Source organism: Maribacter sp. UBA3344, assembly GCF_002362375.1.
Lineage (GTDB): Bacteria > Bacteroidota > Bacteroidia > Flavobacteriales > Flavobacteriaceae > Maribacter > Maribacter dokdonensis.
Map to the genome: position 1 here is coordinate 37,637 of NZ_DERI01000002.1, position 25,241 is coordinate 62,877.

Genomic DNA, 25,241 nt, shown 5'->3' on the forward strand with positions numbered 1-25,241 from the left:
TAGGTACACTTTGGCTAGGGGCGGATATAATCGGTGGAAACGATTTTGTAAATTAATATTAATTAGAAGGTATGATCACTTATTTATATTTGTTCCCAAGTTATCCACCTCTCCATACCGTCTTTGTACCATTTATCGCCCTGTAAAAACAAGAGGTCATTACTGCGTTCTACCCTAAACTCAATAGGTTGGTTATAGATCAGTCCGTTTTTCCAACCAATAAAACACTTTATTAATTTATCGATTTCTTCATCTGTAGTTAAGTCCATATCCATTTTATAGAGCTGTTGGATCAATGGAATAATTTCTTCAGAACTATGGCTATCATAATGTATTAAAGGAGATAATCTAATAATCTGCTCATTGGGTTTATTGCCCGTTGCAGCTTTTAAGAACATCATAGCAATGTAATTGGCGGTGTCTGGCGGTTGATATAATATGGTTTTAGCTTGGTGCAGTACCGTTTCTTTAAAAAAATTAAATTGAGGTTTCCATTTTGAAAAATGGAATTTCTTTCTTCTGAATTGAAGCGCAATTTGTTTCCAGTTCCAAAAGTCCCTTTTAGAATCTGCTGACATTAAGGAATTGCTGGTACCTAAAGAAACAACGCGAATGGTATTTAGGTCAACACCCAATTTATACGCTTCAATGATTCCCGCTAAAATAGGATTGTTGAATCCGCCTAAGGCTCCGTCCCAAAGCTCATAGAATATATCGCTACCCTTAGACTTAAAGCGTGCAGGAAAATCAAAGTACTGTACCGGTGCATTTGAAGATGCGTTTATGGCCTGTGTAAGTCTAACGGAATCATCTCCTTCGGAATTCGATGAGAACGATTTGAAGAATTTTGCACGATTGTTCAGTGCATCGTATGTTGCAACAACAATTTTAAGTGAATCCTTACCAATGAGTTTTGGAAGTTCATCCATTTGTATTTTATCGATTTCGGGAAATAAGCTCTCAAACGCTTCCTTTTTTCTTTTGGTACTATATTTAGGTCCGAAACCTGCATTGAAGAGTCCGAGATAATCCACCGGAAAATAGCGGTCTTTAAAAGTATTTTTATGAAATATAAGCTCCCTGTTTCTTTTCTCCTTAAAAAGGGCAATTGCCTTGTCTAATGTATAATTTTCTGCCAATGCCGCCAATACGATACTGCCCCCTGAGTTTGCAATAATTAAATCAAATTTTTTAAGTATTTGGTGACCGTTTAAATTTCCGTAACGATCTTTTAAGGTAAGCAATTGAATTATTGCCCAACTTCCGCCGCCATCTAAAGATAGAATTTTATACATGTGTTATGGAATACCTACTAAGGTTAGATGATGTAGTAAATGAAAAGGACGTGGGAACTACCTTTATTAGACATCTTAAAGTTAGTGAATTATCAGATAGAGCCGTTATAGGATGTTCTTAGAATTTATGAGGATATTATATTTTAATACAGTCAATTAAAGTTCTGTTAATAAAAAAGAATGAACGTTCATTTTCTGTAACTTTGTACAAAGATTTTAATTCATGGCAGCACTTCAAAAAAGTATAGACAAACGTAACGCATTGATAAATGCAACTATAGAGCTTGTAAATAACGACGGCTTTCATGCAACGCCTATGAGCAAAATTGCTAAAATGGCCTGTGTTTCTCCTGCCACTATTTACCTCTATTATGAAAACAAGCAAGATTTGGTAAACAAGACATATTTAGAGGTGAAATCAAGTTATACTGCTTATGCTTTTGCTACTTATGATGAAACCATGTCGGTCAAAGAAGGTTTTGAAGTAATCTGGAAACGTATTGCTGAATTTAAACTGAAAGAAGATGCCTACGCCATGTTCTTGGCCCAATGTGATAATACGCCCATGATAGATGAAGAAAGCAGACAAGAAGGGATAAGGCATTTACAACCGTTGTTAGATTTATGGAAAAGAGGAATTAAAGAAGGAGTTATAAAACCCATGTCAGATTATATGTTGTATGCCTATGCTATAAATCCGCTTTCCTTTTTAACCATTGCTCAAAATCGTGGTGCCTTAGTTTTGGACGACAAACAGTTAGAACTAGCTTTTGAGGCAGCTTGGAGCAGTATAAAAGTATGCGAATAGGATGAATAAGACAGCTATTATTTTGGGAGCTTCTGGTTTAACGGGTGGCTTGCTTTTAGAGAAACTTATTGTTGATGATAGATATGAAAGCATAAAGTTGTTTTCAAGGTCTAGCATAAAGGGGTTGCCCAATAAAGTGAAGCAGTATATAGGCGATCTTTTAGAATTGGAACAGTTTAAAAATGATTTTACCGGTGATGAAGTCTATTGTTGTATAGGTACCACCGCAAAAAAGACTCCGGATAAATCTTTGTACAGAGACATTGATTATGGTATACCTGTAGCCGCGGCAAAATTGGCAAAGGCTAATCGAATAAACACTTTTTTGGTTATTTCCGCAATGGGCGCAAATAAGAAAAGTAACATTTTCTATAACCGTACTAAAGGAGAAATGGAGCAAGAGGTTTTAAATCAGGCAATACCGAGAACTTCCATTTTAAGACCTTCTTTAATAGGCGGGGAAAGAAACGAACAACGATTACTAGAAAAGATAGGTCTAGTAGTTTTTAAAGTAATTCAGCCCCTATTCATTGGTCCCTTAAAGAAATATAGAATAATTAATGCCGATAGTATTGCACAAGCAATGCTCAATTTGGCAAATACCACGAGTAATACCGATGTTATAATTACGTCGGATGATATAGAACAATTAGCAAAAACAACTTAATTAAAATTAGATAATGGAATTATTGGATAAATTGAATTGGAGATATGCAGCTAAAGCCATGAATGGTGAAAAAGTTGCTGAAGATAAAGTGGAACGCATATTAGAGGCGGCACGCTTGGCTCCTACTTCTAGTGGCTTACAGCCTTTTGAAATTATAGTGGTTAAGAATCAAGAAATAAAAGAACAGATTAGACCGGTAGCATGGAACCAATCTATGATTACAGATTGTTCTCACCTTTTGGTATTTGCCGCTTGGGACACGTATACCGAAGAACGTATTAACTATATGTTCGACCTTACCAATGAAATTCGTGGTTTTAAAAATGAAGGTTGGGAAAACTATAGAAAGATGTTGTTAGATTCATACCCACAAAAAGATGAAGAGGAGAATTTTAACCACGCGGCAAAGCAAGCTTATATTGCTTTTTCACAAGCCATTGCTGCGGCAGCTTTTGAAAAAGTAGATGCAACGCCTATTGAGGGTTTTGATCCTGCAGCTGTAGATAAAATATTGGGTCTTCGTGAAAAAGGATTAAGAAGTGCGGTATTATTGCCGTTAGGCTATAGGAATGAAAGTGAAGATTGGTTGGTGAACCTTGTAAAGGTGAGAAAACCAATGAAAGATTTGGTTACTGTTATAGAATAGTAAAGCCAATGAACAATTAAAAATTAAAAGAGAAAGAAAATGAACAATTTTGAATTTAAGAATCCCACCAAAATAATTTTTGGAAAGGATACGATCAAAAAAATAGAAAGTGAAATACCCGCCAATGCTAAGGTACTTATGCTTTACGGTGGCGGAAGTATTAAGAAAAACGGCATTTACGATCAGGTAACCAAGGCACTGTCCAATTTTGATGTTATTGAGTTTGGCGGAATTCCTGCCAATCCAGAATATGATACATTGATGAAGGCGCTGAAGGTTATTAAGGATGAAAATGTATCTTACTTATTGGCAGTAGGCGGCGGTTCTGTAATTGACGGGACAAAATTCCTTTCTGCGGCAGCTGTTTATGAAGGTGACACCCCATGGGATATACTTACTAAAAATGTAAGAACCCAAAAAGGAATGCCATTTGGTACGGTGTTGACGTTACCGGCAACAGGTTCTGAAATGAATTCAGGAGCGGTCATCACAAGAGCGGAAACAAAGGAAAAATTAGCCATGGGCGGACCAGGATTGTTCCCAGAGTTTTCCGTACTTGACCCACAAGTGATTACATCTATTCCTGTACGTCAATTGGTAAACGGTATTACCGATGCGTTTACACATGTTTTGGAACAGTACATGACGTATCCTATAGAAGCATCGTTACAAGATAGATTTGCAGAAAGTATTATGCAAACGTTGATTGAAGTAGCGCCAAAGGTCATTAAAGACCCTACCGATTATAAACCTGCGGCCGATTTTATGTGGAGCTGTACCATGGCCTTGAACGGATTAATTCAAAAAGGAGTACCTGGAGATTGGGCCGTTCACATGATGGGGCATGAATTAACCGCTTTGTTCGGTATTGATCATGCACGTACATTGGCAATTGTGGCACCAAGTCATTACAAGTATAATTTTGAGGCCAAAAAAGAAAAATTGGCTCAATATGGCGAACGTGTATGGAATATAACCGAGGGAAGTATTGATGACAAGGCTTATGCGGCCATTGAGAAAACCGAAGCTTTCTTTCAAGAATTGGGCATAGATACCAAATTGTCAGATTATACCAAAGAATACGAAGGTACTGCTGAAGAGATTGCTAAACGTTTTACAGACCGAGGTTGGAAATTAGGTGAGCGACAAGCTTTAATGCCTGAAGACGCTGAAAAAATCGTAAAAATGGCATATTAACATTAAGTTTGAGTGTTGAAAAAGGGGGTGTCTTTACAAAAGGCATCCCCTTTTTGTTTTAAAGGAGCAATACAAGGTTTTTAGGTTATGAACAAATAAGATAAAACCAATATCTTCGCGCGCATTATGTGGATGTACCTTGGACTTTTAGCGGCATTATTTTTAGGATTACACAACTTATGCAAAAAACATGCTGTACAGGGCAATGAGGTTTTTCCTGTATTGTTGGGTACGATCTCGTCTGGGTTTTTATTGCTCCTGCCCTTTTATTTTGGCTCCTTGTTCTTCAAGGAATATATGTTATCCATAGATTTTTATATCAACAATATTCCTTTTGAAACTCACGGATTTATTGCAATTAAATCAGCGATCATGGCGGCATCATGGGTGTTGGCCTACCAAGCATTAAAGCATTTGCCCATAACCATTGTTACGCCCATAAGATCTGCTGGGCCATTTTTTACTTTTATAGGAGCCATTACCATTTATCAGGAAAAACCGAATTCATGGCAGTGGATCGGTTTTTTTCTTATCATATTTTCTGTGATTCTCTACTCACGAATCGGTAAAAAAGAAGGAATCCATTTTAAGCGAAATAAATGGATCTTTGCTATTGTTGGAGCAACTTTTTTAGGAGCTTCAAGCGGTTTGTACGATAAATTTTTAATTCAAAGCTTAGCCTTGAATCCGCAGACATTGCAATTCTGGTTTTGCTTTTACACCGTTTTATTTTTATTGATCATACTTACGGTAACTTGGTTTCCTTATTCCGAAAAAAGAAAGGCATTTACTTGGAAATGGACCATACCATTGGTGGGTATTTTACTTCAAATTGCAGATTATTTTTACTTTAAGGCATTACAGGATCCAGATGCATTGATCATGCTTTTATCGGCCATTAAACGAAGTCAAATTCTTATTGCCGTGGTCATAGGTGGCTTTATCTTCAAAGAGCAAAATAAACGTAAAAAGCTAGTTCCATTGGCAGGTATTATGCTGGGCGTTTTTCTAATACTATATAGCTAGTGCTTAAATATTCCTTCTAATTGGTATTGCCCCCTTGTAGGTAGTATCTTTGCACATGAACAGCTCGTTTAATTTGTATCATCATCTATGGCATTTAAAAAACTGAATCCGCATTTACTTGAAAGGTTGACAGCATTGGCAATTGAAAAGCCCACTTCACTTCAGAAGAAGAGTATACCGGTTATTAAAAGTGGTGCAAATGTATATTGTTATGGTCCTAAGGAGAGTGGAAAAACCACCGCTTTAATTTTGACAACATTACAAAAATTACAATGCAAGGCAGAAGGAAATGCGCCTAGAGCAGTGGTCGTTGTTGAAAACAAAGAAAAAGTGCTGGAGCTTTATGATAAGTTTTTTGAGTATACCAAGTATACGGATATGAGGCTCTATGCCAGTTATAAAGAACTGCATATAGACATTCAAAAATCGGAAATTTTTGAGGGGATCGATGTATTGATTACCACCCCTACTACCCTACATAAATTGTTTTTGTTAAATGGTGTAAGTACTTCGCAATTAAAAATTTGCAGTATTGATGACGGTGATTTTTTAATTCAGAAATCCGATTATACCGCAATGGTTACGGTTTCACAAAGTATTAGAAAATGCCAGTATGTACTATATGCTGAAAAATTATCTCCAAAATTAGAGCGATTTGAAGATTTCTTCATGGAACGCGCACAGTATGTCTCTGAGTAAATACGTTTTACTTTTTATATTCTAAATCCTTTAAAACCTTAATGGTGCTTTCGTAACCAATTTTGAAGATCGTATCTATATTGCGCATATCAAAAGTTGCGAACTCACAAAGTTCATTTGGTGATATTACAAATTTACAAGTTGGGAATTTTGCAAGAGATTCTGCGGCTGATTTTATTTTGTATGCTCTTTCAAGAACATTGTATGAATGTTTGAGGTCATTGATGGCTACAGGTTTAAGAGCGTTTACATAGCTGCCAATTATAGTTTCACAAGAGCCTAAGAGAGGTTCTACAGGGAAATTGTTCAGTACACCGCCATCTATATAATAAGACCCTTCTATATCAATTGGAGAGAAAACACCGGGAAAAGTTGCCGAGGCTAAAATTGGTTTGATCAATTCTCCTTTTTCAAATATGACCAATTCGCCCTTTATAATGTCGGTAGCAGTAATAAACAATGGTTTTGGTAAGGCGCCAAAATCATCATTTGGAAAAAACTTTTTAAACTCGTCATAAAACTTTTCGGTATCTAAAAATCCGGGTTTTCTTCTTGCGAACCTATTGGTGTGAAAAATTGGAATTGCCTTGAAAAAGCCTAAAATTTCTTGCCATTGAATACCACCTGCGTATAGGGCACCAACTATGGCACCTGCACTGGTACCTGAAATATGGGTCGGAAAAATATTATATTCTTCCAAGGCTTTTATGGTTCCAATATGGGCTACACCTCTAATACCACCTCCAGATAACACTAATCCTGTATTCATGACCATTTATTTTATTAGTTTAAAATTCAATTTTCTGCCACTATTTCAAATTTTATCAATCCGCCATCAATTTCAGCCTTCTGTAAATATCCACCTTCATAATAGTATACATTTTCATGTTTTTTGGCGTTGATCTTTTTATAGACATGATTGCCTAAAGGTACAATGGTGTTAAAGCTACCATCTTGTTCAGAATAGCAACTATCAATACCTATAGGTTCTTTAAAATATAAAACTATGGTCGCATAATGTATAGCATTTTCTATAACCGATTCTTTCTTTTTGTTTTTAGTAATTAGATAGGTTTGATCTGTACGGTTGGTGATTATATCGGCATAGGGTTTATCATCTACCCCAATGATTACGCTAGCCTTTTTTAATAGGTTATCTTCAAATACAACATCATATTTATAATCTACTTCAATTTCCTTGATCACCCTTGTTTTAATTGTCGTAATACTTTGATAATGAATTTTTGAACCATTAACAACTTTGGTAGCTTTTAAGGTGCCAATGGCTTTGTCTTTATTGATAATGGTAAAGTTTAGGGTATTTTTACTGGTATTAACAGTATTTGGTGCAGCACTTAGCAGAGTCATAGCAAAAATGAAAATACCAAGTAGTTGATTTGTTGAAGGCATTGGTTAATTATTGTTTTGATGATGAATAATGTAATGAAGTAGTAAATCTAACAAAACGTGTTCTTGTAAAAACTAACCGTTGTCATATTTCACTACTATTCATAAACAGAAAAGGCCTACCCATTATGGGTAAGCCCTTTACAAATTCAATTTTAATCTAATTATTCCATATCAATAATACCTACCACTTCATAGGCTCTAGAACCGTCCAGTTGTATTTTTTCATAAAGTATGTTAGCATATTCATAGTATGTTAAACCGTCAATAGTAACTTTTTCATACCCGTCTGGTAATTCATAAACTACGGTGCCAATTTCTGGTTCAACTACCTCATATCCAGAATTTGCTTCAATATAAAAAGTGCCCCCTACATTAAAATAAAGTCGATTATTAAATCTTACTCTTACCGAATTAGCAGGTAAAGTGTTGATTCTAAATCCTACTTTTGGTGCAATGGCAATATATCTACCTCTAGAAGCCGTATAATATTTATTATTGGCATAATAATAATTTTGACCATTGTGTCTAACCACGGTTTTATTAGGAACCGATCTCACCGAAACCACCTTTTTCGTTGGTGTTCTGTATACTACTTTCTTACTAGAAACCCTTCCAGGTGTTTTAGTTACGGTCCTGGTAGTGGTAGTTTTTGTCGTTGTTCTTTTACGTGTTTGGGCATTGCTAGGTAAAGCAAAAGCGATTAATAACAAACCAAGTATTGCATATGTTTTAGTATTTGTTTTCATCTGTTTTAGTTTTAAAAGTTAAACTTTACTTTATCGTTCCATACTTTGACAAGTAATATGGCAAGTGGTTTAAATGAAACAGATGAAAAAACTGTACTAATAGATGATTTAGGGAATTTGATCTACGAATGAGTAAATTGTATAGAAGTTTTAAGATTGAGTTTTGGTGGTACTTTACGCTATGGGTTTAGCCTTTAAGATTTGGCATTGTTCTGTTGGTTTTTCAATACTTTTCTAATAGACTCACTATCCCAATGAATATCATATTCAACAATGCCTCTTTTAAAATCCTCCTCCAATAATCGCTCTTGCTCTTCAAGTTCTTTTCTAACCTTAAAAAGGTAATCATCATCGCCTTTAGGTTCCATTGCCAGCCTTCTTAAACTAGATTCATCATATTTAATAAAATTCTGGACCTGTCTAATTAAGGTGTATTTTCTAAAACCTAGTTTACTTAAAACATCTTTTGCCAATGCTAAAGAGGTATCCAATGATTCTCGGTAAATATTCTCAAAGCCCAAATTCAGCAATTCATATGCATCATTTCTATTCTGGGCACGTATCATTAATTCTACATGAGGATATTTTTCTTTCACAAGTTTGGTAATTTCTTCTGTTATGGGAGGATTATCTATAGCGCATATTAATATTTTAGCCTTTGCAATACCTGCAGCTTCAAGAAGATCTATTCTAGTGGCATCACCATAATATACTTCAAAACCCATTTTACGGAGTACATCCACCCTATTGGAGTCTTGATCTAATATAGTAGCTTCAATACCATGAGAGCGTAAAAATCTACCGACCGTACTTCCAAAATGACCAAAACCTACCAAAATAACATTTTGTGATTTCGCAATATGATCCATAGGTCTTTTGATGGACTCCTTAGTTCCAATTTTTGGTAAGATGAAACGTTCGTTTATGATACTGATAATGGGAGTAATGGACATGGTCAGTGCCGTGATTACCAACATTATATCCATCTGTTCCTGATCTAGGATATTTAATTGAAATGCGAAGGATAACAATACAAAAGCAAATTCCCCAATCTGGGCCAAGCTAAATGTTAACAACAAGTTTTGGTCCAGTTTTAGTTTAAATACCTTTCCCGTAATAAAAAGTATCAATGCCTTTATCAATACTATTGCCAATAATATACCGCCAATGGTCAACGGAATTTTGGCAATGACCACAAAATTGATGGACGCCCCTACGGCTATAAAGAACAAACCTAAAAGAAGGTTTTTAAAAGGTTCAAGGTTACTTTCAAGTTCATGTTTGTACTCACTACTAGAAAGTACCACTCCGCCCAAAAAGGCACCTAAAGCAGGTGATAGGCCAACATACTCCATTAAGAATGAAATACTGAATACGATTAACAAAGCAGAGGCAAACAGCAGTTCCCTTACTCCCGTTTTAGCGACTCTTCTTAACATGGGAACAATCAAATATTGACCCGCACCTATGATCAACACCACAGATAGAATAATGGCCAATGTTTGGTAGCCCATGGGCAAACCATCTAAAAGATTACCGGTAGATTCATGGCTATCTGCAGCTGCTTCAACCTCGGTATTGGAAAGCAAAGGAATTGCTCCCAACATAAAGATCACGATGATATCTTGAAATAATAATATGGAAAATGCCGAATTACCAAAGGTAGTTTCCATAAGGCCTTTTTCATCAATGGTTTGCATGGCTATAGCCGTTGATGATAAGGCTACCGCCATAGATATCACCAAGGCAACCTTCCAATCAAAATCAATTAGTATAAAAAAGAGATAAGAGAGCAACATGGTCCCAGCAACTTGTAAACCACCCATACCAGCAATGGATTTACGCATATTCCAGAAGTTCTTTGGTTCAATTTCGAGCCCTATCAAGAAAAGCATGACCACTACCCCAAATTCAGCAAAATGAAGGATGTCTTCTCCCTCTTCACCTATAAATCCTAAAACATACGGACCTATTAAAACTCCGGCGATCAGATAGCCCAAAACAGAGCTCAAGCCTAATCTTTTAGCTATTGAGACACAGATGATCGCTCCCAATAAAAATATAATGGCATCAAAAAGAAGGCTTCCGGTCATAATTGGTTTGGTTTATTTGGTGCTTTTAATAGAACTCAAACTTAAGTACTAAGCACCGTCTTTTCATTTTGTAGGCTATCTATCAAAGAACTGTATTGCGAACCGTATTCGCTAAGCTGTTCATCAGTTAATCTATAGGTACCCATTACGGTAAATGGTTGTCTATAATTCATTAGACAAAGGTTGGCGGTCTGTTCAAAAGGTCTTAAAAACTCGGTAATGGTATAGCTATTGCTACCTTGTGAGCAATACAATTTTTTACTTCCACCGGTAGTAATGGCATTTAAACATATTTTTGAAGTTAGGGCCTTGCCCTTTGGTCCGTACGCCCAATTAAATTCCAACACCATATCTATCCATTGCTTTAATAAAGGCGGACAACTGTACCAGTACATTGGATGATGCCAAACGATTACATCATGCTCTTCCAATAATTTTTTTTCATAGGAAACATCAATATGAAAATCTGGATACTCTTCATACAAATCGTGAAAGGTTACACCCTCTTTATTTCTGATATAATTGACCAAAATGGTATTTGCCCTAGATTTCTCAAACTTTGGGTGAGCAAATAAAACAAGTACTTTTTTCATGTTATATCAATTAAGAATAATGACCTATGGTTTAGTAAGCCAATTACTTCGTAATTAGATTAAAGGAGATTTTAATACCCTCAATGATCATGCCCGTACCAATAATGGCTATGATAAGACCCATTATTTTTCCAATTACCGAAATAACGTTAAAGCCAACTAATTTTACTATTAAATTACTAAGTCTGAACGTGAAATAAGTGAGAAGGCTCATAAAACCGAATACGGCAATAACTATAGCAATATGTACCGGTTGTGCACTAGACACAAAGTTCATTGCGGTAACAATAGTTCCCGGACCGGCCAAAATTGGAATGGCAAGTGGAGACACGGCAATATTCTCATCAATATTAACGTGTTTTATATTTTTTACGTTAGATTGTTTTGATTGTAGCATCTCAAAACCAATATAGAAAATTAGAATTCCGCCCGTGATCTTAAACGCCGGAATACTGATATTGAAAAGTTCAAAAATATACTTGCCTAAAAGCACAAAGACCAATACAATAATAAATGCAATTAGGTTTGCTCTTTTATTGATATCCTCTTTGGTTTTATTATCGGCACCTTGGGTTAACGATAAAAAAACGGTCATGTTAGAAATTGGGTTTGTAATGGCAAAGAAACCAGTAAAAACGGCAATTGAAAATGTAATTAAGTCATCCATTATTATGAGCAAAAATTAATCGTGCAAGAACTTCAATTCCATTTTAAATTCCTAAATAATTTTGAAACTTTTGGGAATTATTGAAAAATAAGAAAAGCTGAGACCATTTTAAAATTAATCTCATTTTTAAACTGGAATACTTTCAAGGGTACAGGTTTTAAATTACTTGCCAAATTCAAACAAAATAAACTGATTGAGTTGACTGCCGTAAAGATTGAAGTTGTTATCGGCAACCACAATTAAAGACCTATTGCCATTTTCAAAATTTGGTCCAAACGTAATACCTTCAATATTGTCTACAACCCCGTTTGTTAACTCATTTCTAATAGTATCAAAATTATACAAAAGCTTTTTGGTTGCCTTTGAGTAGTTTCTGTCTTTTAAACTTTTAAAATTGCTTACGTCTGTTGCATTACTGGCATCTACATCATAAATTTTAACCGTATTACCACCATCTTTGTACCCCATAGCGTAAGAACGTTCCAAAACTAAAAACTTATTGGTATCATATTCCAAAATTTCTACAACACCGTTCAATTCAAAAGAATGCCCATTTATAGCTTGCCTGGCTACATTATCTAATTCGTACACTATTTCTTTTTCAAAACTATCGGTTTTCTTATTGATAAAAGCAATCCTTACTGGCGAATCAGTCTCGTCTACCGTTGGTTCATCGCCATCTTGTTTTAATGGTAATTCCATTGCTGCCCAATATCCTTTTTGTTGATGGCTTAAGGTTATACTTTCAAAAACACCATTATGACGAGGGCCAAACTTTGGGTCAGGATGAATTAAAAAGCGGTCTCTGATATCAATTTCTTTAACGAATTTTCCGTTTGAATCTGAAATACGTACAAATGGGTTTACTCCATTATTGATATTACCTTCACTAGTCCAAATGAACGAGCCGTTATCATATCTTAAAGATTCTGGATCAATACTTCCTTTAGAAAAACCTAGACCATTTTTATCTTTAAGGAGTGTGACCGATTTCATGAAGATGGAATCAAAACCATTTAAGTCAAACGAAATCTCAGCCTGATAAAATCTTGGAGATTCAGTATCATCACTGATTAAATAATAACTGCCATTTGCATAATCAATACTGGATAAGCCACCAACTTTAGTGCTGTTAAGAGCTGACTCTGCCGGCAGAACATACTCATCTACAAAACGTAAGTTTATAGTGTTTTCGGCTTTCTTGCTATCCTTTTTACCACCGCAAGATGTTATTATTAAAGCTGTGCATGCAAATAGCAATTTTACTACAATCCTCATTTTATCGGTTTTAATAGCGAAATTTTGTTGGCTCCGCCAAAGGGTATAATACCCCGAGGCTTGCCTCGAATTTAAAAGTTTATTTCCGTTGAATGTCTCATGGGCTTATCCTGAGGTGTTTTATTCTTGCAAAATTATTCATAATAAAAAGGTTGTATCAAATTAAAAGAACAAAAAAGTCCTAAACCAATGTATTTGTTATAGAAAGTAAATTTTCAATTTTCTGAGTGTTGTATGCATCTGCGTGTGCTGTGGCATATGAACCTTTATCATTATCAAAATACTTACCTGTTTTTACTAAATCTGTCATACTTAAATTGTACAGAATGTCAACTCCCTTTTCTGCAGGAGACCAATGCTGCCCATAAGCTTCTTTAGCCATTTTGGTATTTAATAATGAACCCGGGTTTACTGCCACTACCGTAATTGATGGTTCTTGTTCCGCTAAATAAAAACTCCACATTGTTAATGCTAGTTTGCTTTGTGCGTATGCTTCGTTGGCGCCCAAGCCTGTTTTACCTTCTAATGCTTGTATATTTATAGTAGATTGCGCGGCAGAACTTAAATTCACAATTCTTGGTGCGTCCGATGCTTTTAAATTTGCTAATATGCCATTAGTATATACATATGGTGCAAAGTAATTTACCACAAACCGTATATCTGTAGTTCCACTACTATCATTTGTCATTAAAACGCCTGCATTGTTGACCAAAACATCAATTACCGGCATTTTTTCAGCAACCTCTTCAGCCATATTTTTAACTGCATTTAAGTCTGAAAAATCCGCTAAAAAGCCAATAACATATTCATTGTTAGATTGCTGTTTAATTTCTTTTAAAGTAGCGCTTAATTTAGCATCACTCCTACCGTGAATGGCTACAAAGTGTCCTTCTTTAGCCAAACGCAAGGCAAGTAATTTTCCTATGCCGTCGGTACTCCCTGTTATTAATATATGTTTCATTGTATTTTTTATGTTGATGAAAACTGGTAATACAACTATTGCCAGTTTTATAATTTTATTTTTGTCTAATGTAATAAACTACGCTTGCTGTAATTAAAATGGTGCAACAGTATCTTTAGGACCATCAGGTAAACTCCAACGTTGGCGAGCGGTAACGCTTTCCATGGTAACATCTTTAATGGTGTCACTACTACTATTTCTGTAACTGCTAGTACTACCACGTGGTATTTGCATACGGTCACCATACAGCCAAACTACTAAATTACTACGTTGTCCGCTTGTAATTGGGTGTGTTGCGTGTGGCACATTCCCTCTGTGGATGATGGCTTTTCCTGGCTCAAAAATAGCTTGTACCGTTTTTCCTGAAGCTTTATCATAAAAATCGACCTCAGATCCTGTAAACTTTTCATCCGGTAAATTAATGTTGATATTCAAGGTAGCTGCAGAAGCATCAGTATGTGCGTGTAAATCCTTGTCCTTATCTGGATTGTATTGTATTGAAAATCCAAAAGTCTGATTGTCATAACCGTAAGTTCCCAATAGCAAGCGCGCTATCGGACGCATAAAACGGTCCATCATATCATTATAAAATGCCTGAAAATTAGGTGTAGCCAAATGCCCTTCAGAACGAGGGTCTAGCATCATTCCATATCGGTTTAGCTGTATACTGTAAGGCGCACGTTTTGGCACTCTTGAGTTTGCCACAGCTTCTAAGTAGTTGCGAAAATCCGCTAAACGATCTACATCAAAAAACTGCGCTACATAAACACCAGGTATAACTTCTTCCCATAAATCGGCAACAGCAGATTCTTTTTCAGGATTTTCCCAAGCCTCTTTAATAGCTTTACGTAAACGTGGGTCAAGCAAAGTTTCGTCAGGAACTAGTAAATCGTCTTTGTTTTCTATTTCCCATTCTGCCCAAGCAGCTTCTAACAATTTACGGTTTTCATTCCAAAATTGAGAAACAGATGGATCGCGTCTTAATGATAGTTCTCTTGATGGTACTTCTAGCGCACGAGCTTCTGCGAGTGCATTGGTATGTTCTATTGTTTTCATAATTATATGTTTTAAGTATAGCTAATAAGCGAGAGTATATTACCGACCTTGGAGAAATTTTAATAAAAGATAACGGTAAGAAAAAATTTTATAAGCCAGAAGAAATAAAGGAAGCTCATCAAAAGAGTAAGTGGTATGATTATGTTGATTTTGCATGCTGGGGAATGAGCATTTATTCATCACATTCCGATTTTGATGCATATCATGCGAAGACTGGTGAGGTATGTGATTATGCAGAAATGAAAACAGAAATGCTAAGTGGACTGTCCTTGACATCTGTATCTGATTGGACTGAAATTCCAGACTTGGATATAGATGCTTCTTGGTTGGACTTTGGAGATGTATTTGATGGATTACTTGAAGGGATTGGGGAATTTATCTCAGGTATTTTTGACGGTATCTAAATCTTTAAATACCATAAATTAGACCGAAATACTTGCCTTATAAGCACCAATAGTCATTCCCTTATAACTTTGGAAGGTTTTGTTAAGGTGACTAGAATCTGTATAGCCTAATTCCATTGCAATCTCTGAGAACTGCAGATCCGTATATTTTAATCGGGTTTCTACTTGTTTTAATTTGTAGTTAAGAATGTACTTTTTTAGTGATACATCAGTATGTTTTTTAAAATATTCACTGATGTAATTGTCCGCCATATGAAACTCCTCTTTCAAAATACACAATCTCAAAAAACCTGATAGTAGTATACTTACAAAACTCAAAAAAAGTTTGGTCTTTGTATTCCTGAATTACAATATTTTCGATTATGGTACGTGGCATAGGACTTAAAAGTACTATATAGTTTTTACTTCGGTTTCAAGCGCTAAAAATTTATGGATGTCACTAACTACAATAGACCCTTCACCTACTGCCGAAGCTACACGTTTAACCGACCCGGAACGCACATCGCCAACAGCAAAAAGTCCGGGTAAACTGGTTTCAAAAGTGTAAGGCTTTCTATGTTTAAAAACTGATTCGCCATTTAAAGCATTGTCGCAAATAGTGAGCCCTGTATGTACAAAGCCTTTAGCATCTGTGTCTATAATGTTGTCTAACCACTCCGTACACGGTTTTGCGCCAACAAATGTAAATAGGTAATTAATGTTGTTTTGGACTAAAGTATCGTTTTGCTTGATTTCTACCTTTTCCAAATTCGTATCGCCGTCAACCTTAACGACATTACTACCTGTTAAAACTTCAATATTATCACATGCGAAAATTCGCTGCACTAGATAGTCGCTCATTTTTGCACCAATATCCTCGTTTCTTATGATTACATATACTTTATGCGCATGGTTTGCTAAAAACAATGCCGCCTGACCTGCGGAGTTGCCACCGCCCACAATACCTATTTCGCTGTTTTTACACATATTGGCATGCATTGAAGTGGCGCTATAGTACACTCCGGAACCTTCAAATTTTTCAATACCTTCTAAAGGCAGTCTTCTATACGCGGCACCTGTTGCGGCAATGACCGTTTTAGCCTTTAATATAGATGTGTTGTTAGAATTAACTTCGTAATAACCATTTTTGCGCACTATGCCCTCTACCCTATGCGGCACGGATATGGTACAACCAAATTTTTGTGCCTGTATATAGCCATTATTCGCAAGGTCACGTCCTGAAATTCCGGTAGGAAACCCAAGATAGTTCTCAATTTTAGAACTTTTACCGGCTTGTCCGCCAGGGGAATTACTATCTATGGTCAACACTTTTAAGCCTTCTGAAGCGGCATAAACACTAGCAGCCAAGCCAGCGGGACCTGCACCTACCACTAGAACATCATAAATATCATCATCCAATTGCAACCGAACACCGGTACACGTACCAATTTCATCTATGGATGGCCGAACGGAAATCTCATTCTGACTATTAATCAAAACAGGTAGGTCAGATTCTTTTAAATTGAAAGTTTCCAATAGCTGCACCAATCCGTCTTCCTTATCAGAATCAATAAAATTGTACCAAATATCATTCTTATCCATGAAATCACGGATAGCGTAGGTTTCATTGGAGTGTTCAGAACCAATGAGCTTAATACCCTGAACATTGTTTTTCAGCGCATCTTCACGTAATAAAAATGCATTTAGAAGTACATCGCTAATATCACTGAATTTGGCAATGGCACTTTTTAGATTTTCAGGACTTATTCTTATGAGCTGGGTATTTGCCAAGGTTTCACCACAAACCCCAACGGCTCTGTGCGAAAGAATACTACTTGAACCTGAGAATTGATGCCTGGTATGAATGGCAATATTTTCATCTTTTTTATCAGGGTCTATAATTCTGATTCCGCCAGTAAGCACCACAAAAAAATCATAATGCCGGTCTCCAAAATCCAAAACGACCGTTGGCTCCTTATAGAACTCTATTTCACCGTACTTCTTAAGTTTTTCTACCTGAACATTGGTTAATTCAGGAAATTTTGGATCGATCATAATTGGTTTGATTGTTTAGATAGTGATAACCTTGAACATAAGATAATGTTTGTAATCTATTTTACCTCATAATCTCCATTACTTCTTATGTAAAGAATTGTTTCTTTAGCGGTAGAAATGATTGAAGTCGCATTTTCTTCAGCTCCAAAATAAGAACCGGGTTGTAAATCATTTTTAGTATCTTTTTTAGAAAACTGATGTGTTACTTCACCAGAAATGACCACTGCTCTAAAATTAGGACTTAAGTTTTTAATCTTTCCATTAAAACCAGCTGGCAATTTTAAAAGCGCGGCACGTAGCTGATTTTCTTTGTGGCTTCCCCATAAAAATGCAGTTTCTACATTGCTCTTTTCAGAAACCCATTGGATGTCGTTAGCATTTAACCAGACCAAGTTTGTTTTATAAACATTTACAGGTCTTTCGCCATTATCAAAAGCTTCAGATGTTGGTTTTACTAAATACGGACCTTCTTGAATGTCTAAAAACGCCATATTATCTTCACCGTCAGCAGCAGTAATATGCGCTTCTCCTGCTGGTTGTTGCCAATAAGAACCTGCTGGTAGCCATTGTTTTTCTGCATTTTCATCATCATTATGTAACAATCCCTTAATTACTACACCTCTATAAGTTATATTGTGAATATGTGGTGGTGATGAAAATCCTTTTTTGAATTTCACCAAAAATCCCGCTGGTTCGTTTTTAGTTCTATTGCCCCAAAGTTTTCCTGCAGCCGGACTTTTATCGCCTCGCAATGGGTTTAACCAACCCCATTCTACATTATCTGCGGTTACCACTTCATTTACAGACTTAATGTCGTCTGTTGTTGGTGTTTGTGCAGTTATCTTGTTACTTGCAAATACAGCCGCTACAGCTAAAATTGATAATATATTTTTCATTTTATTTTCAGTATCTAAATAGTTAATCTTGAAATCCTTCTAAAACAATTTTACCTTTTGCTTTTCCTGTCTCTAAGAAAGCATGAGCTTTTCTAAGATTTTCAGCATTTATTGCTCCAAAGTTTTCTCCCAATGTGGTTCTTACTGTTCCGTTGTCTATAAGCTCAGAAACTTCGTTTAAGATATTATGTTGCTCTATCATATCATCGGTCTGAAACATAGAGCGCGTAAACATTAGCTCAATGTGTGTAGATACCGCTTTGCCTTTAAAAGGCATTACGTTTAATGATTTTGGGTCATCTATAAATCCGAATTTCCCTTGTGGTTTAATCAGTTTAGCAATTTCACCTACGTGATGTTCCGTAGCATTTAAACTCACTACGTATTCAGGTGCTGGCAAGTGGTATTTTTCAAATTCATCACTAAGCTTATTTCTGTGATTAATTACCGTATCTACACCCAATTCTTTTAACCAAGAAGTAGTTTCTTCTCTAGAAGCGGTACCAATAATATTCAATTTTGTAAGCTTTTTAGCCAGTTGCACCAAAATAGAACCCACGCCACCAGCAGCACCAATAACCAAAATAGATTTGTTGGCATCATCTTTAGAAACCTCTAATCTATGAAACAGCATTTCGTAAGCCGTTAGCGTGGTTAATGGTAAGGCGACGGCTTCTGCAAATGATAAACTTGCAGGTTTTTTACCTACAATACGTTCATCAACCAACTGATATTGGGCATTACTACCTTGTCGGTTTAAATCACCAGCATACCAAACTTCATCACCTACTTTAAAAAGAGATACATCTTCTCCCACTTCCTTAACAACACCTGTAGCATCCCAACCAATAACACTCCATTTTCCATCTGGAGCTGGTCTATTGGCTCTAATTTTATAATCTACAGGGTTTACCGAAATAGCTTTTACTTCAACTAAAATATCTTTTCCTGTTGCTTTAGGCATATCTATTTCTATATCCTGAAGCGAATTAATATCTGTTGCCGGAAGATTTTTTTTGTATCCTATTGCTTTCATAAATGTGATTTTTAAATGAACTTGTCCTTATTTCCAAGTTACAATGTCTTCAAAATTTCTTCTAGATTTAGGAAACTCTGGGTCCGCTTTTCTATATCCAAAGGCGGCCATAAAAGCTAGTCCGTATTTATCGGTATCAATTCCAAATTTCTCCTGTAATAAAGCCTCTGCTTTTTCCTGATGAAATCCTTCAATTGGGCAAGAATCTATGCCTGTTAATGCTGCTGATGTCATCATATTACCTAATGCAATATAGGTTTGCTTAGAAGACCAATCAAATAGCTTTTTATCCGTATCCAGGTTAAAATCGCGCTCCTGAAATTCCCTATAAAATTTAGAGTACATTTCTATAACTTCGGCAGGCATTTGTTTTACCTCTTTCATCATATGTTCTATATAAGGTGCGTTATGCTTTACCATTGGTGCTTTCATAGCCAAACCTAAAACAAAGTGACTGGCAGTATCTAATTTTAAAGGAGCGCCCCAAGCAACCGGTTTTAAAAGCTCTCTTAACTCTTTGTCTTGTACGACCACAAAATGCCAGGGCTCAAAACCAAATGAACTAGGCGATAAATGTGCCGTTTCTAAGATGAATTTCATGTCAGCATCAGAAATGGTCTTTGTAGCATCAAATTCCTTAGTAGCGTGTCTGTAATTAAAAGCGTTTAGTATGTCTTCTTTGGCAATGTTAGGTGTGCTCATTATATATATTTTATGTCTGTTATTTAATTTTGAGACAAAGATATATAGGTAATGAGCCTATGTTGTAGTATAAAAAAAGGTGATGTATGTACAAAAACAGGTTTTAGAGCAATCAAATATTAAAATATTGCCAAAACAAGCTGTAAGCCAATATAAATATTGGTTTATATTATATGTTTTAGATATAAAACCTTTATTATTACTAGTCTAGTTGGTAAGTTCCGTCATTTTGTAAGCAGTAACATTCTCTAATTTATCTTTAGAAATAATTCTATATGCCGCAATGTGGTCACTTTGAGAATGTTTGGTTAAATATTCTTGATTTACCCATTTTTCATGAAATAGGAATAGGTTTGGGTTGTCATTATCTTGGTGTAAATCATAAGCAATACAACCTTCTTCGCCTCTTGTAGGACTAATAAGCTTTAGTAATTCAGCTTTTATTTCTTCTCTATATGCTTCTTTTACTAAAATATGTACTACTAGGGTTAAATAAGATTTCTTCATGAAAATGTTTCTAATTATTTGATTTGAAAATAGGAAAAATAAAAACTAAAACTAAGTAAAATAAACTTCAGCTTTTAAATAAAAGGTAAGTGAGATAAATGTAACATGTATTTTTAAAGGTTATTTTTGATGTTTTATATTCAATTTTATACTTATTTTGTAATTTTCCATCCAAATGTTCGTAAAATGCAGGTATTAGAAGCACATAAACCTTTTGAAATACAAGAAATTGAATTGACTAGCTGGAAGCAACGCCCGGTGAAGAACAATTTTTTTGAACTGGTTTTAATTAAAGAAGGTGAAGGTACGCAGTGCATAAACTATAATGACTATAGCTATAGTAAAAATAGTATGTTTTTGTTACCACCTTTAAAGTGCCATTCTTTTACCATAGAAAAACCTACACGTTTTATTTTTTTAAAGTTCACCGATTCGTTTTTTAAAAATGCGAATAGGATAACCATTGATAGAAATGAATGGTTTAAAGAAGCGTCGTACATACTATCTAACTACAATCAATTGCCAGGCGATATCATTAAGAACGAAATGGATCGCAACTATCTAGAAAATTTAATAGGTATGATTCTTCAAGAGTCTAGAAACTATGGAGAAGAATCTATAAACTTGGTCACTAGTTTAATGACGAGTATTTTAGAAATTTTGATTCGCAATATTAAAAAGAGCAATTATTTTGAATTACCAAAGAACCAAGTTGATGATCGCATCACTAAAATGCTCACCTATATTAATACCCATGTCGATAAGACAGAATTATTAAAGGTCGAAAATTTAGCCAAGGTATTTAACATGTCGCCCACCTATGTAAGTGAATATTTTAAAAAACAAGTAAGTATGTCTTTACGTGAATATATAATAAAGGCAAAACTGAAATTGGTTGAAATTCGCCTCTTAAATTCAGACTTTACCCTTACCCAAATAGCAGATGATTTAGGTTTTACAGATGTAAGTCATCTTTCAAAAACCTTTAAACGTTATACAGGCTCATCTATTCGGGATTTTAAAATTAAAGGCGAATATATGTTATTGAAAAGAGCAACTTGTATGCCTGCTATGCATACTTAAACTAATTGTTCCATTTTTTTAGATTCTCTGATAAGGGCACTTGCCAATACCGTAGTGGCATCAATAATTAAACTGTTTTCTATTTTTTCATATTGAATGGCTAATGGAATTTCGGTACAACCTAATATTACCGCTTGGGCACCTTTTCTAGATAAATATGTGGCTGCCATACTCAAATTTTCTTTTGCCTTTTGATGAACAGGATTAGAGAAAGCCTTTATACCATAACTAGTATCGTAAATTGATGGGTGCACAAATAAATCTTGAATATCTTCAGAAGGTTGTATTACCTCAATACCGTATTTTGACAGCACTTCAGGATATACTTTCGCCAAAATTGTTCCAGTAGTTCCCAATACACCTACCCTAGTAATTTCTGGATGTTTTTCCGATATATATTTACCAACTTCCTCAATTAAGTTTACCAAAATACAGGATTCAGGAATGCTCTTTTCAATGAAACTTAAAATAGGCTTGGCATGCGCGGTGTTGCAGGGAATACCAATAATACCGGCTCCACTAGCAATCAACGAAGCTATGATTTCAGAAATGGCAATGCCAGGGTTCACATCGGTCTCACCCAATAAAAATTTGGTACGATCAATAATTTTATGAGGTACAGATAGCATAGATACCGGTAAATGTTCTTGATCAGATGTAGCTTCCGTAAGGTCGTAGACTTTTTTAATTAAATCTATGCCCGCATAACTACCAACGCCACCCACTATGCCTATCATTTTATTTGTCATCATAACTCCACCTTTTATTAGAAAAAGAAATAAGGCATCAAATTAATGGCATTTAAATAAGTAATGGTCTTAATAAATCTATAATTTCTTCAGTATCCTTCTTAACACCCTAAATTGTAGTCTTTTTTGACTTAAATCAATAAAGAAGTATCGTAAAACTATATACGTCAATAGTTGAGTTCATCTGGTCAATAGAACTCAAAAACTGCTCCTATCTTGTGCTTAAATCAAATTAAAACGCAATGAAAATAGAAGATAAAGTAATTATTATAACAGGAGCATCTAGTGGTATTGGTAGAGCTACAGCAATGAAATTAGCGGATAATGGAGCTAAAGTAGTTTTAATGGCACGTAGTGAAGATGAATTGAACGATTTAAAATCAGACATCACCAAAAAAGGTGGAGAAGCTCTTGTGGTTACAGGAGATGTAACTAAAAAAGAAGATTTTGAAAAGGTCGTTTCCAAAACAAAGAGAGAATACGGTAAAATTACAGGATTGGTCAACAATGCAGGTTTAATGCCGTTATCGTTTGTTGAAAAATTGAAGACAGACGAATGGAATAAAATGGTGGATGTCAACATTAAAGGTGTATTAAATGGTGTTGCTGCAGTGCTACCTGCATTGAAAGAAAATAAAGGCGGTAATATCATAAATATATCATCTATGGCCGCCAACAGGTATTTTCCTGGTGGAGCGGTGTATTGTGCAACGAAATCTGCAGTGAAAATGTTTTCGGAAGGTTTACGCCAAGAATTGGCACCAAAATATGGTATCAACATTACCTCTATAGAACCTGGTGCGGTGGCTACAAATTTGACCAGCACGATTACCGATGAGGATATTAAGGATAAGATGAAGGAAATGCAAAAAATGGAAACACTTGAGGCGGAGGATATTGCAAATTCCATTTATTACGTGTTAACTCAGCCAGCTAGAGTAAATATCAACGATGTTTATTTGGTGCCAAGCGAGCAACAGTAAACAATCTCCGGGGTAAGCCCCAAAGCTATGAATTGAAAACAAATTAATATTTCGGCTTAATCTATGAAGTATTAAAACCTCGATTATCGAGTAACTTAAAAATAACATTATGTCTACGACAACAAAACAAGATACATTTAAAACAATTAACCCCACAACGGGAAAAGAAATAGCATCTCATGCATACATGACCGATGACCAAGTTGAAGAAAGCATTCAACAATCTCATAAGGCTTTTCTAAAATGGAAGATGAAAAGCGTTGAAGAACGTGGTGAAATCATAAAAGCAATTGGTAAGGAGCTTCAAAATTATAAGAAAGAACTTGCGGAGTTAATGACCGATGAAATGGGAAAATTACTTAAGCAAAGTAATCAAGAGGTCGATTTGTGTACTGCAATATGTGAATATTCTGCGGAACACGCGCCAGAGTTTTTAAAGAATGAAGAACGTGAGCTATCAAATGGAGGAAAAGGAATTATCACCTATTCTCCTATGGGAATTATTTACGGTATACAGCCTTGGAATTACCCTAGTTATCAAGTATTGCGATATACGATTGTAAACCTAATGGCAGGTAATAGTATTTTACTGAAACATGCATCTAACGTAACCGGTACCGCCAAATTATTAAAGACCATTTTTGATACGGCAGGTTTGCCGGCAGACTTGTTCAATGTTCTTATAATTGAACATGATCAATCGAATGCCATAATAGAACATGATTTGGTTAGAGGTGTCACCCTTACCGGAAGCCCAGTGGCAGGTGAGAAAATTGGAGAAAAAGCAGGTGCACAACTAAAGAAAACGGTATTGGAATTAGGTAGTAATGATGCTTATTTGGTACTGGATGATGCGGATATAGATTTAGCCGTAGAAAAGAGTGTTATGGGACGTATTTATAACAATGGGGAAACCTGTATTGCTGCCAAACGATTCATAGCTACCGAGAAGGTATATGATGAATTCAAGGAAAAATTCGTAAAAGCCATGGATGCCTTAAAAGTAGGAGACCCAAAGAATGAGGATACCGAGTTGGGACCAATGGCTCGTGAAGATCTTAGAGAGAAAATTCACGAACAAGTACAAAAAAGTGTAGAGAAAGGAGCCAATGTATTATGTGGAGGAAAAATACCAGACGGTGAGGGTTACTTCTACCCTGCAACGGTACTTGCCAACGTTACGCCTGGGCAACCAGCGTATGATGATGAGTTGTTCGGGCCTGTGGCTTCATTAATAAAAGCGAAGGATAATGAAGATGCCATGCGTATAGCCAATGACAGTAGATTTGGCTTAGGTGGTGGTATATTTTCAAAAGATATTAAGAAGGCGACAGAACTTGCTGAAAAACATTTTGACACCGGTATGGTATTTATAAACTCATTTGGTCTGGCAGAACCAAGTATACCATTTGGTGGAGTGAAAGATTCAGGGTATGGTAGAGAACATGGCGGATTTGGAATGAAGGAATTCGTAAATGTAAAATCTATAATGATCATGGAATAATAAGTAGGTTTAAAAAAAGCACCTAAATGGTGCTTTTTTTAAACCTACTTTACAGTTCAATCTTTTAAAGCTTTGTTAATAAATGAATGTTCATTCTTTTTTTTGAATACCTTTGAACTGTAGTTAGAAATAGCGAAAAATACACTGGAATTCTAAGTGGGTAAATGCACTTTTTAAAACGGTATAGACCAGCGTTCCAGT

27 protein-coding genes are annotated in these 25,241 nt (G+C 35.6%); 10 read left to right on the forward strand and 17 right to left on the reverse strand.

Annotation, left to right across the window (positions count from 1 at the left end):
• Nucleotides 1-83: 83 nt before the first annotated feature.
• Nucleotides 84-1,295 (reverse strand): patatin-like phospholipase family protein, encoded by a 1,212-nt coding sequence (locus B2Z27_RS00880; RefSeq protein WP_286812199.1) that lies wholly within the window; start codon nt 1,293-1,295, stop codon nt 84-86.
• A 223-nt stretch (nt 1,296-1,518) separates the two neighbouring features.
• On the opposite strand from B2Z27_RS00880, the gene B2Z27_RS00885 reads away from it, so the two are divergent.
• The 6 genes from B2Z27_RS00885 to B2Z27_RS00910 all read left to right on the forward strand — a co-directional run bounded on the left by B2Z27_RS00885 (nt 1,519) and on the right by B2Z27_RS00910 (nt 6,338).
• On the forward strand, nt 1,519-2,103 hold the full coding sequence (locus B2Z27_RS00885) for a TetR/AcrR family transcriptional regulator (RefSeq protein ID WP_286812200.1): 585 nt from the start codon (nt 1,519-1,521) through the stop codon (nt 2,101-2,103).
• 1 nt (nt 2,104) lies between these two features.
• Nucleotides 2,105-2,770, forward strand: a complete 666-nt coding sequence (locus tag B2Z27_RS00890; RefSeq protein WP_286812201.1) for an NAD(P)H-binding protein — start codon at nt 2,105-2,107, stop codon at nt 2,768-2,770.
• Nucleotides 2,771-2,783: 13 nt separating this feature from the next.
• Nucleotides 2,784-3,416 carry a nitroreductase family protein gene (locus B2Z27_RS00895; RefSeq protein WP_071342269.1) on the forward strand — a complete coding sequence of 211 codons (633 nt, stop codon included), beginning with the start codon at nt 2,784-2,786 and terminating at the stop codon, nt 3,414-3,416.
• Between the two features lie 39 nt (nt 3,417-3,455).
• The gene (locus B2Z27_RS00900) at nt 3,456-4,613 is read left to right on the forward strand and encodes an iron-containing alcohol dehydrogenase (RefSeq protein WP_286812202.1); all 1,158 of its coding nucleotides are present in this window, start codon (nt 3,456-3,458) and stop codon (nt 4,611-4,613) included.
• Between the two features lie 126 nt (nt 4,614-4,739).
• A complete protein-coding gene (locus B2Z27_RS00905) occupies nt 4,740-5,639 on the forward strand; it encodes a DMT family transporter (RefSeq protein ID WP_286812203.1) in 900 nt (299 codons plus the stop codon).
• Between the two features lie 87 nt (nt 5,640-5,726).
• A complete protein-coding gene (locus B2Z27_RS00910) occupies nt 5,727-6,338 on the forward strand; it encodes a DEAD/DEAH box helicase (protein WP_058102785.1) in 612 nt (203 codons plus the stop codon).
• 7 nt (nt 6,339-6,345) lie between these two features.
• Here the strand turns inward: B2Z27_RS00910 and B2Z27_RS00915 are convergent, their stop codons facing one another.
• From B2Z27_RS00915 to B2Z27_RS00955, 9 genes are all read right to left on the reverse strand, one after another.
• On the reverse strand, nt 6,346-7,107 hold the full coding sequence (locus B2Z27_RS00915) for a patatin-like phospholipase family protein (RefSeq protein ID WP_286812204.1): 762 nt from the start codon (nt 7,105-7,107) through the stop codon (nt 6,346-6,348).
• Nucleotides 7,108-7,133: 26 nt separating this feature from the next.
• Nucleotides 7,134-7,748, reverse strand: coding sequence for a DUF6134 family protein (locus B2Z27_RS00920; RefSeq protein ID WP_286812205.1), 615 nt, complete (start codon nt 7,746-7,748; stop codon nt 7,134-7,136).
• Nucleotides 7,749-7,909: 161 nt separating this feature from the next.
• Nucleotides 7,910-8,494 (reverse strand): DUF6515 family protein, encoded by a 585-nt coding sequence (locus B2Z27_RS00925; RefSeq protein ID WP_099192897.1) that lies wholly within the window; start codon nt 8,492-8,494, stop codon nt 7,910-7,912.
• Between the two features lie 194 nt (nt 8,495-8,688).
• Nucleotides 8,689-10,587, reverse strand: coding sequence for a monovalent cation:proton antiporter-2 (CPA2) family protein (locus B2Z27_RS00930; RefSeq protein ID WP_286812206.1), 1,899 nt, complete (start codon nt 10,585-10,587; stop codon nt 8,689-8,691).
• A gap of 41 nt (nt 10,588-10,628) precedes the next feature.
• Complete coding sequence (locus B2Z27_RS00935) at nt 10,629-11,180, reverse strand: NAD(P)H-dependent oxidoreductase (RefSeq protein WP_286812207.1); 552 nt, start codon at nt 11,178-11,180, stop codon at nt 10,629-10,631.
• A 43-nt stretch (nt 11,181-11,223) separates the two neighbouring features.
• Complete coding sequence (locus B2Z27_RS00940) at nt 11,224-11,847, reverse strand: MarC family protein (protein WP_058102779.1); 624 nt, start codon at nt 11,845-11,847, stop codon at nt 11,224-11,226.
• 162 nt (nt 11,848-12,009) lie between these two features.
• On the reverse strand, nt 12,010-13,125 hold the full coding sequence (locus B2Z27_RS00945; RefSeq protein ID WP_286812208.1) for an esterase-like activity of phytase family protein: 1,116 nt from the start codon (nt 13,123-13,125) through the stop codon (nt 12,010-12,012).
• 181 nt (nt 13,126-13,306) lie between these two features.
• The gene (locus B2Z27_RS00950; RefSeq protein ID WP_286812209.1) at nt 13,307-14,086 is read right to left on the reverse strand and encodes an SDR family NAD(P)-dependent oxidoreductase; all 780 of its coding nucleotides are present in this window, start codon (nt 14,084-14,086) and stop codon (nt 13,307-13,309) included.
• 93 nt (nt 14,087-14,179) lie between these two features.
• A complete protein-coding gene (locus B2Z27_RS00955) occupies nt 14,180-15,142 on the reverse strand; it encodes a 2OG-Fe(II) oxygenase (protein WP_286812210.1) in 963 nt (320 codons plus the stop codon).
• Nucleotides 15,143-15,306: 164 nt separating this feature from the next.
• Here B2Z27_RS00955 and B2Z27_RS00960 point away from each other — a divergent pair, with 164 nt between their 5' ends.
• Nucleotides 15,307-15,546, forward strand: coding sequence for a hypothetical protein (locus B2Z27_RS00960; protein WP_286812211.1), 240 nt, complete (start codon nt 15,307-15,309; stop codon nt 15,544-15,546).
• Nucleotides 15,547-15,564: 18 nt separating this feature from the next.
• On the opposite strand, the gene B2Z27_RS00965 is transcribed toward B2Z27_RS00960, so the two are convergent.
• The 6 genes from B2Z27_RS00965 to B2Z27_RS00990 form a co-directional block, all read right to left on the reverse strand.
• Entirely contained in the window at nt 15,565-15,816 is a 252-nt protein-coding gene (locus B2Z27_RS00965) for a helix-turn-helix domain-containing protein (RefSeq protein WP_286812212.1), read from the reverse strand.
• Between the two features lie 120 nt (nt 15,817-15,936).
• Nucleotides 15,937-17,580 (reverse strand): FAD-dependent oxidoreductase, encoded by a 1,644-nt coding sequence (locus B2Z27_RS00970; protein ID WP_286812213.1) that lies wholly within the window; start codon nt 17,578-17,580, stop codon nt 15,937-15,939.
• 56 nt (nt 17,581-17,636) lie between these two features.
• Complete coding sequence (locus tag B2Z27_RS00975; protein WP_286812214.1) at nt 17,637-18,476, reverse strand: DUF4437 domain-containing protein; 840 nt, start codon at nt 18,474-18,476, stop codon at nt 17,637-17,639.
• A gap of 22 nt (nt 18,477-18,498) precedes the next feature.
• Entirely contained in the window at nt 18,499-19,512 is a 1,014-nt protein-coding gene (locus B2Z27_RS00980; protein ID WP_286812215.1) for a zinc-binding alcohol dehydrogenase family protein, read from the reverse strand.
• A 27-nt stretch (nt 19,513-19,539) separates the two neighbouring features.
• Nucleotides 19,540-20,214, reverse strand: a complete 675-nt coding sequence (locus tag B2Z27_RS00985; protein WP_099192878.1) for an NAD(P)H-dependent oxidoreductase — start codon at nt 20,212-20,214, stop codon at nt 19,540-19,542.
• 207 nt (nt 20,215-20,421) lie between these two features.
• Entirely contained in the window at nt 20,422-20,721 is a 300-nt protein-coding gene (locus B2Z27_RS00990; RefSeq protein WP_058102768.1) for a putative quinol monooxygenase, read from the reverse strand.
• A gap of 186 nt (nt 20,722-20,907) precedes the next feature.
• On the opposite strand from B2Z27_RS00990, the gene B2Z27_RS00995 reads away from it, so the two are divergent.
• On the forward strand, nt 20,908-21,804 hold the full coding sequence (locus B2Z27_RS00995) for an AraC family transcriptional regulator (protein WP_286812216.1): 897 nt from the start codon (nt 20,908-20,910) through the stop codon (nt 21,802-21,804).
• Here B2Z27_RS00995 and B2Z27_RS01000 read toward each other — a convergent pair.
• Nucleotides 21,801-22,556, reverse strand: coding sequence for an aspartate/glutamate racemase family protein (locus B2Z27_RS01000; protein ID WP_236973409.1), 756 nt, complete (start codon nt 22,554-22,556; stop codon nt 21,801-21,803). The two genes, B2Z27_RS00995 and B2Z27_RS01000, sit on opposite strands and share 4 nt — an antisense overlap.
• Nucleotides 22,557-22,795: 239 nt before the next feature.
• Here B2Z27_RS01000 and B2Z27_RS01005 point away from each other — a divergent pair, with 239 nt between their 5' ends.
• Nucleotides 22,796-23,536: an SDR family oxidoreductase gene (locus B2Z27_RS01005; protein WP_058102766.1), complete on the forward strand. Its 741-nt coding sequence runs from the start codon at nt 22,796-22,798 to the stop codon at nt 23,534-23,536.
• Between the two features lie 109 nt (nt 23,537-23,645).
• Nucleotides 23,646-25,040 carry an NAD-dependent succinate-semialdehyde dehydrogenase gene (locus B2Z27_RS01010; protein WP_286812217.1) on the forward strand — a complete coding sequence of 465 codons (1,395 nt, stop codon included), beginning with the start codon at nt 23,646-23,648 and terminating at the stop codon, nt 25,038-25,040.
• Nucleotides 25,041-25,241 lie beyond the last annotated feature (201 nt).